The sequence below is a fragment of the Spongiivirga citrea genome, from assembly GCF_010671565.1.
GTDB classification, from domain to species: Bacteria; Bacteroidota; Bacteroidia; order Flavobacteriales; family Flavobacteriaceae; genus Spongiivirga; species Spongiivirga citrea.
Genome location: NZ_JAABOQ010000005.1, coordinates 579,040 through 587,799 on the forward strand (window position 1 = coordinate 579,040; position 8,760 = coordinate 587,799).

The 8,760-nt window shown below is 38.4% G+C and carries 2 protein-coding genes; one reads left to right on the forward strand and one right to left on the reverse strand.

Annotated elements, in window-relative coordinates; translation table 11 throughout:
• Window positions 1–85: 85 nt before the first annotated feature.
• A complete protein-coding gene (locus GWK10_RS14675) occupies window positions 86–1,687 on the reverse strand; it encodes a peptide chain release factor 3 (protein ID WP_164033125.1) in 1,602 nt (533 codons plus the stop codon).
• A gap of 369 nt (window positions 1,688–2,056) precedes the next feature.
• Here GWK10_RS14675 and GWK10_RS14680 point away from each other — a divergent pair.
• Window positions 2,057–8,760: Calx-beta domain-containing protein (locus GWK10_RS14680; RefSeq protein WP_164033126.1), on the forward strand; the 6,704-nt coding region annotated here is incomplete at its 3' end.

An 8,760-nucleotide genomic window follows, 5' to 3' on the forward strand; every position in this document is an offset into this window, starting at 1 on the left:
CCTCACAAAACCTGTCTGAAATCAGTTTTTCTGATTTTGGTCTTGTAGTTGTAAGTTCAATTAGATTAAACGCTCTTAAAAGCGCTTATTTAGCCTCATTTTGAAATTCGGATACAAAATGCAATTTTACACTAGGATATTTTTGTTGGGTCATTTGTAACGAAAAAGCGGAATCTGCGAGAAAAACTAACTGACCCTGTTTGTCTTTCGCTAAAAATTTTGCTTTTACTCTTTTGAATTCCGAAAACTCTTCATTTTTTGGGTCTTCCGCCTCTACCCAACAGGCTTTATGCACATTTAAATTTTCGTAAGTACACTTGGCACCATACTCATGTTCTAATCTATATTGAATAACTTCATACTGCAGAGCACCAACTGTTCCGATTACTTTTCGGCCGTTCATTTCCAGCGTAAATAACTGAGCTACACCCTCATCCATTAATTGATCGATTCCTTTAAAAAGTTGCTTCGATTTCATGGGGTCGGCATTGTTGATATACCTAAAATGTTCTGGTGAAAAACTCGGAATTCCGCGGAAGTTTATAGACTCACCTTCAGTTAATGTATCCCCTATTTTAAAATTACCTGTGTCATGTAAACCTACAATATCACCAGGATACGAGATGTCAACAATCTCTTTTTTCTCTGCGAAAAAGGCATTAGGGCTACTAAATTTTAATTTCTTATTGTGGCGGACGTGTAGGTAAGGAGCATTACGTTTAAACTCCCCTGAAACAATCTTAATAAAAGCCAATCGATCACGGTGTTTGGGGTCCATATTGGCATGTATTTTAAATACAAAGCCCGTGAAGTTTTTCTCAGTAGGATCTATAAGCCGTTCTTCACTTTGCTTCGGTCTTGGTGTTGGTGCGATTTTTACAAAGCAATCGAGCAACTCTCTCACACCGAAATTGTTTAAGGCCGATCCGAAAAAAACAGGCTGTAATGTGCCAGCTTGGTAGGCATCTTTGTCAAACTTTGGGTATATTCCTTCAACTAATTCTAGTTCTTCTCTTAAGGTATCTGCACTTGTTGCGCCGATCAATTCATCTAATTCGCTGCTAGATAAATCAGAAATTTCTATAGTTTCTTCAATATTTTTTCTGCTGTAGCCACTAAACAAATTGATGTTTTTCTCCCATATATTATAGATGCCTTTAAAGTCATACCCCATACCAATTGGGAAACTTAGGGGAGTCACTTTTAAACCGAGTTTTTGCTCAACTTCATCTAATAATTCAAAAGCATCTTTTCCTTCTCTATCTAATTTGTTTATAAAGACAAGCATTGGAATATTCCGCATGCGGCAGACCTCTACCAATTTTTCTGTCTGTTCCTCAACTCCTTTGGCAACATCAATAACAACAATAACACTGTCAACAGCTGTAAGCGTTCGAAAGGTATCTTCAGCAAAATCTTTATGCCCAGGCGTATCTAGAATATTGATTTTAGTCCCTTGGTATTCAAATGCTAAAACCGAGGTGGCGACTGAGATACCACGTTGTCGTTCAATCTCCATAAAATCACTAGTGGCACCTTTTTTAATCTTATTAGATTTTACCGCACCTGCTTCCTGGATAGCACCACCAAAAAGGAGTAACTTTTCAGTCAAAGTAGTTTTACCTGCATCCGGGTGGGATACAATTCCAAATGTTCTTCTTCTATTTATTTCGTCAATAAAACCCATGAATACGCGCTTGTTAAGGCCTGCAAAAGTACATAATAATAGTAATATCTATAGGTGGATTTTGAGTCATAATTATAATTATTAATCCGCTTGGTGAGACTTTCAAGCTGCTTTTCAATCAATATGAAGGTAGGACTTTTATCTTTTCAATTGTTATAGTAGGTGGAGCCGTAATGTAAGAGTTGCGTTAAGCTATATAATGTGCGTTTCGTCGATTAACACTCATAAATGCTGGAAAGTGTTAATTAAATTGTTAACTAAATAGCTAAATTTGTTAATAACAAGGCTGCATTACTAATATTTTTAACATTAAGTGTTAAAGTGTTGGTAAAAGTCCCCAAGACTAAGAACCTGCTTTGATCCCTAACTATGAGTACAGTTACCTTATTAATTAATTTTAGGTATAGAGTAGTAATATTCATTTTCTTCTTACTATGTTTCTTCGCATCCCCTATAGTTACTGCGCAAAACACCTATTTAGATACCTTCAGTACTGAAGTATACAATGCCAATGACGGTAATTCAAGTTTTGCGACAAGTTGGGACGAAACTGGGGATGATGATGATCCATCAAATGGAAGAATACAAATTGAAAGTAATCGTCTCGATTTTCAGAATATCGATGGAAGAGGGATTGAACGTGAGTTGGATTTATCAGGAGCAAGTTATGTAGAGCTATCATTTGATTTTGAAAGGACAGATGGTAATGAAATTCTTCAACTACAACTTTGGAACTCTAATACCTCGGACTGGGAGGATATCTTAACTTTTGGAAATTCACCATCATCGGGAACTGTTACATACGTTCTACAAGCTAGGCATATTTCGGCATCCTCTGGCATTCGTTTTGAAACGGGTTCGGGAAACTGGGGTGGAAGTGAAACCATTGTTGTTGATGATGTGCTGTTTAGATCCTTCTTGCCAAATGTTACTGTAACTGATGTTACGGTGGATGAAGGGGTTGGGGCAGTCTTTAATATTGCTTCTGGAACAACAGTTTCGGGTGGTTTTACTATTGATTTTAGTACTTCAGATGTTACTGCAACGGCAGGACTAGATTACACTGCAAATTCAGGTCAAGTTTCATTTTCAGGAACTGCAGGAGAGGTTCAAACGGTAACAGTGATTACTAATACTGATGCGCTTATCGAGACGAATGAAACGTTTACTTTTGATATATCCAGTACAAGTCCAACTGTTGTTATTGCCGATAGTCAGGCAATAGCTACCATTTTAGATACAAATGAAATAAATATTGCCAACTTTACGTCAATCAATAGTTGCATCGGTGTCTTTACTGATTCTGGCGGATCAACAGGGAATTATGATAACAACGAAACGTATACCATTACTATATGTCCTGATGTAGGAGGGGCTCAAGTATCAGCGAATTTTACCACTTTTGATGTAGAGCAAAATTTTGACTTCCTTTTTGCTTATGAAGGTGTTGGTACTACTACATTGATTGATACCTATACTAATGGTGTAAATGTTCCTGGAACTATAACCTCCACAGACGCTTCTGGTTGTTTGACTTTTGTTTTTACCTCTGATGGTTCTGTTAATGGTTTAGGATGGGTAGCAGATGTTTCATGTAGTGTCACTACGCCTGGTTTGTCAATTGGAGACGCAGTTGTTGGCGAGGGTAGCGGAACCATTAGTTTTCCTGTTACGTATACCGGCCCTAATACAGGTGCTTTTACAGTTGATTTTTCTTCTGCCGGAGGTACAGCAGCCGAGAATATAGATTATGACGCGGCGAGCGGAACCTTAAGTTTTTCTGGGACAACTAATGAAACTCTAACAATTGTCACAAACATAACTGACGATACTGACTTTGAATTTGCAGAAAATTTCACAGTAACACTATCAAATGTAAGTGGTGGTGGGCCATCATTAGTAAAAGCAGTAGGTACTGGTACAATTAATGATGATGATTTACTGGAAGATCAACCGCTAGAATTAGTCGAAAAATTTAATGGTTATACGGATTATGCTTCAACAGGAAATACGCTTCGTGCTGATCCTAATGGTGTAGATGAATGTACAATAGTAAGTAGTTCAAGTAATACCTTAACTTCAAATATAACAACAGGTGCGACTATTGAGGCCGCTTATTTATATTGGTCACATTCGGGAGCCACACCTGATCCAAATGTTACTTTTGAGGGAATTCCAGTAACAGCAAGTGTTTCCTATCGAGCAAATCGAGGGACGACTCAGACATTTTACAATTTTAGGGCCGATGTCACTAGTATTGTAGCGGCTACCACAAATCCTAATACTGAAAGTTTTGATTTTTCTGATTTAACAATTGATAATGGAGATCCTTATTGCAGTGGAACAGTAGTTTTAGGAGGGTGGACACTGTTTATTTTTTATTCAGATTCTTCACTTCCGGCTTCATCAATTAATCTTTATCAAGGTTTTGCGGGTGAACAGAATTCTAGTGAGTCGTATCCGTTAGATGGATTTTTTGCAAATAATATTACAGGGGCAAAAGCAACCTTTGTTACATGGGAGGGTGACCCTAATATATCTAGTGCAGCTGAAAGTTTATCGATAACAAATCAAGGGGGTACAGAAATAACGTTGTCTGGCGACGGAGGTCAAACAGGTAATAATGCATATAATTCGACTATTTATGATAATACTGGTGGCTCGACTACTAATATTACTACTACATATGGATTAGATTTAGATACTTACGATATATCCGGGAATATAGGGATTGGAGATAACACAATTACAGCAAATGTAAGTGCTGGTAATGACTATATTATTCCTAATGTGGTAGTTATAAAAGTGCCTTCCAATCTTGTAACAGGTACTGTTTTTGAAGATGTAAATTATGGTGGGGGAACAGGACGGAACTTAACGGCTGCTTCCGGACAACCTGTTGTAGGAGCGACAGTAGAATTATATGATTCGAGTAACCTGCTTGTCGATTCAACTACAACCAACACAGATGGAGAGTATGTGTTAGGTGGAATGGATAACGGTACTTATAAAGTTCGTGTTGTGAATTCAAGTGTGCGCTCAACTAGAACGGATGGCTCAACATGTCTAACTTGTATACCAGTTCAAACCTACCGCAGCGAATTCAATCCTGGTAATACCACCTTGTTAGATATTGACGAAGAAATAGGAGGGGTAAATCCGGGTTCAGAAGATCCTGCAGCTGGAGTTATTACTGGCGCGCAATCAGTTACAGAAGTTACTATTACTAACGAAGGGCTCGTAGGGGTTGATTTTGGATTCAACTTTAATACTATTGTCAATACAAATGACTCAGGACAGGGTTCATTATCTCAATTTATTATTAACGCAAATACCTTGGGTAATACAGGACTAGATGTTGTTTCAAATAGCATTTTTGATCCTGCGGCAGGTGATGATGTGTCAGTGTTTATGATCCCTCCGGCTTCAGATCCTTTTGGAAGGACGGCCGACACTGGGTTTACCAGTGGGGTTTTTATTATTGATCAAAGCACACAATTACCCGATATTATAGATGCGGATACGCATATTGATGCAAGAACGCAGACCGCATACTCAACCAATTTGAATGCAGGAACGATTACTGCGGGAGATACTGTAGGTACTTCCGGGACAATACTTCCTGATTATGAACAACCTGAAGTTGCGGTAGTTGGAAGTGGCTCATCGGGTACAGTGTTAAGAGTACTTTCAGATAATTCGGTGATTCGAAATATGGCAATTGCTTCTTCAAATAACAATATTGCTATTGAGGTTGGAGGGACAATAACCGATGCGAATGCAGTTACCATAACTGAAAACCTAATTGGTTTTGATGGTAACGGTAACGCAATTGGGGCATCAGAAGGAATTCGAGTGAATAGTAATACATCTGTTAATATAGATGCTAATTATATTTCATCAGTTGATCGCGGTATTCGAGTAAATGATGCTACTAGCGTTGATATCACTAGAAACTTCCTTGATGGAGTTAATCCTGATGTAAATTGTTTTGCAGATGGTATTACCCTTTTTGGTGGTTCTAATATTAATATTGAAAATAACCTTGTATTTAACAGTGGTGCTACAGGTATTGATCAAGGAAATAGCTTTGCAGGCGGGGCGTTGATCAATCAAAACACCGTTGCTAATTCAGGACAAAGTACTGGATGTACTCCTACCTCAGAAATTTTTGGGGTATCTCTTAGTGGTGGTGGTAATACCGTTAGTGGTAATGTTATTAAAAATAATGCTGGTGCCGGAGTTCAGGTTTCAGGAACATCTACTGGAAACTTAATTACGCAAAACTCTATTTTCGGTAATGGTACGTTAACACCTTCATTAGGTATCGACTTAAGTGCGTCAGGTGCTAATGATGAAGCAGACGGCGTAACATTGAATGATAATGGTGATGCTGATACTGGAACTAATGATTTATTGAATTTTCCAATTTTTGAACGGGTCGTTGTTGATGGTAGTACATTAGAAATAAAAGGGTGGGCGAGACCAGGCTCAACTATTGAAATATTTGTAACTGATATTGGCGAGGGTTCTGCTGCTGATGGTGATAACGAGTTAGGATTAACTCAGGATTACGGTGAGGGTCAGACGTATTTGGCAACCGTGGTTGAGGGTAGTGGTGCTGATACCGCAACAGGTGTATCATCTTACAATGATCCTGATGGAAATGCGGATAATACCAATGAATTTGAATTTAGTATTACAATTCCCTCGGGGGTTAGTGCTGGGGATTTGATCACTGCAACGGCTACTATTTCAAATAGTACTTCGGAGTTTTCACCAGAACTTTCTGTTTTACCAGTTGATTTTGGAGATGCTCCAGATACGTATTTGACTTTACTTGCGAGTGATGGTCCACGACATGGTGTGACTGATGAATTGTATCTTGGGAGTTTACCTCCTGACAGTGAAGTTGATGCTTCGCCAAATGTTTCAGCAACCGGAGATGGCGCCGAAGATGATGGGGTAACAATAGGTGGATCAACAATTCAAGATAGAAAATTTACGCTGGGAGATACTGTTGATTTTGATGTGCTTACATCATCATCAAATGGTTCTACAGGAATCATAAACATTTGGGCTGATTTAAATATTGATGGCGATTTTCTTGATGTAGGAGAACAACTAGTAACCAATTTTTCAGCCTCCTTAGGTAATAACACTTTTAATTACACTTTGCCGTTAACAACAACAACGGGTATTACATATATACGTGTTCGATATAGTAATGAAAATTTAACAGGGCCTAGTGGTTTTACTTTTGAAGGTGAAGTAGAAGATTACAGAGTGGAAGTGCAGTCCTCATTTGTTGAGTTTGCTTCTGACAATTATGCTGCAGTTGAAAGTACTACGGATAGTCCAGTGTTACAGTTAAGTGGTGCGCTTCCTGCTCCACTTACTATTGACTTAATTGTTTCGGGTGGAAGTGCCACAGTTGGTAGTGACTTTACTAATTCTACTGCAATTACGATACCATCAGGTGTTACTACTTATACTATACCTACATCAATTTTTGCGATTATTGACGATACGCTATTGGAGGCCTCAGAGACAATTAATTTTACGCTTGCCAATCCAGCTTCCGGCCTTGTAATTGGTGATGCGAATAGCGATACTACAACTCAATCGACTACTATATACACGATTACGGATAATGATGCTGCGAGTATTGCAATTAATAATGTAACCGTAGCAGAAGATATTGCTAGCGGACTAGCTACATTTACTGTCACTTTGACCGGTGATGTACAAGGATCATTTACCGTAGATTTTGATACTGTAAATAATACTGCTGTTGCTCCGGGAGATTATACAACTAACTCGGGGACTTTAAATTTTGCAGGAACTGATGGTGAAACGGAGACCATTACGATTTCAATAATTGACGACGCTTTATTAGAACCAAGCGAAAATTTCAACGTTGATTTAAGCGCGATAAGTAATGCTTTGGTCGGAATAAGTGTCGCTCAAGGAACAGGAACAATTGCTGATAATGACGCTGCCTCTATAACAATTGATGATGTAACGGTTAACGAGGCTGTAGGTAATGCTACTTTAACAGTAACTCTGAGTGGAGCCGTTCAAGGGGGTTTCGATGTTGACTATGATACAGCGAATGCATCTGCAACACAACCAAATGATTATACCTTAACATCAGGTACGTTGACCTTTGCTGGAACAGATACGGAAACTCAACAAATTGTCGTACCAATTATAAATGATAATATTACGGAGTCAGTTGAGAACTTGGTTGTAGATTTAAGTGGAATTACCAATACTAATGTTACAATAAATGACGCTCAAGGTTCTATTACGATAAACGACGATGATAGTTCCTCAATAGCAATTAATGATGTAACGGTAAATGAAGTTAGTGGAACCGCAACATTTAGCGTTACTCTTACGGGAGCGGTCGATAATGCCTTTAGTGTAAACTATGGTTCAGTAAATAATACAGCTATTGCACCTGGTGATTATACCACTAATTCTGGAACCCTAAATTTTGCGGGTACAAATGGTGAAACAGAAATTATCACCATAACTATAAATAATGATAATCTTGTTGAGCCAGACGAAACGTATTTTATTGATCTAGCAGGAGTGACTGGTGGGTTAGTTACTATTTCTGATACTAGAGGAATTGGTACAATAGAAGATAACGATGCAGCTACCGTAGTCATTAATGATATTACAGTTGCAGAAGATGCCGGCACTGCAACATTAACTGTATCGCTAACGGGTGATGTTCAAGGTGGTTTTAGTATTGACTATTTAACTGCTAATAATACGGCAATTCAACCAGGAGATTATACTACTGCAAGTGGTACATTAACCTTTGCAGGTACTACAGGAGAAACCGAAAGTATTATAGTTTCGATTGTTGATAATGTTGTACTGGAGCCTACCGAAAATCTTTTTGTTAACCTAAGTGGAATAAGTAATACCCTAGTAACCGTTTCTGATAGTCAAGGAATTATCACGATCACGGATAATGACACTGCAAATGTATCGATTGATGATGTAACAGTTAATGAGGGGGCTGGTACAGCGACCTTTACGGTTACCTTATCCAG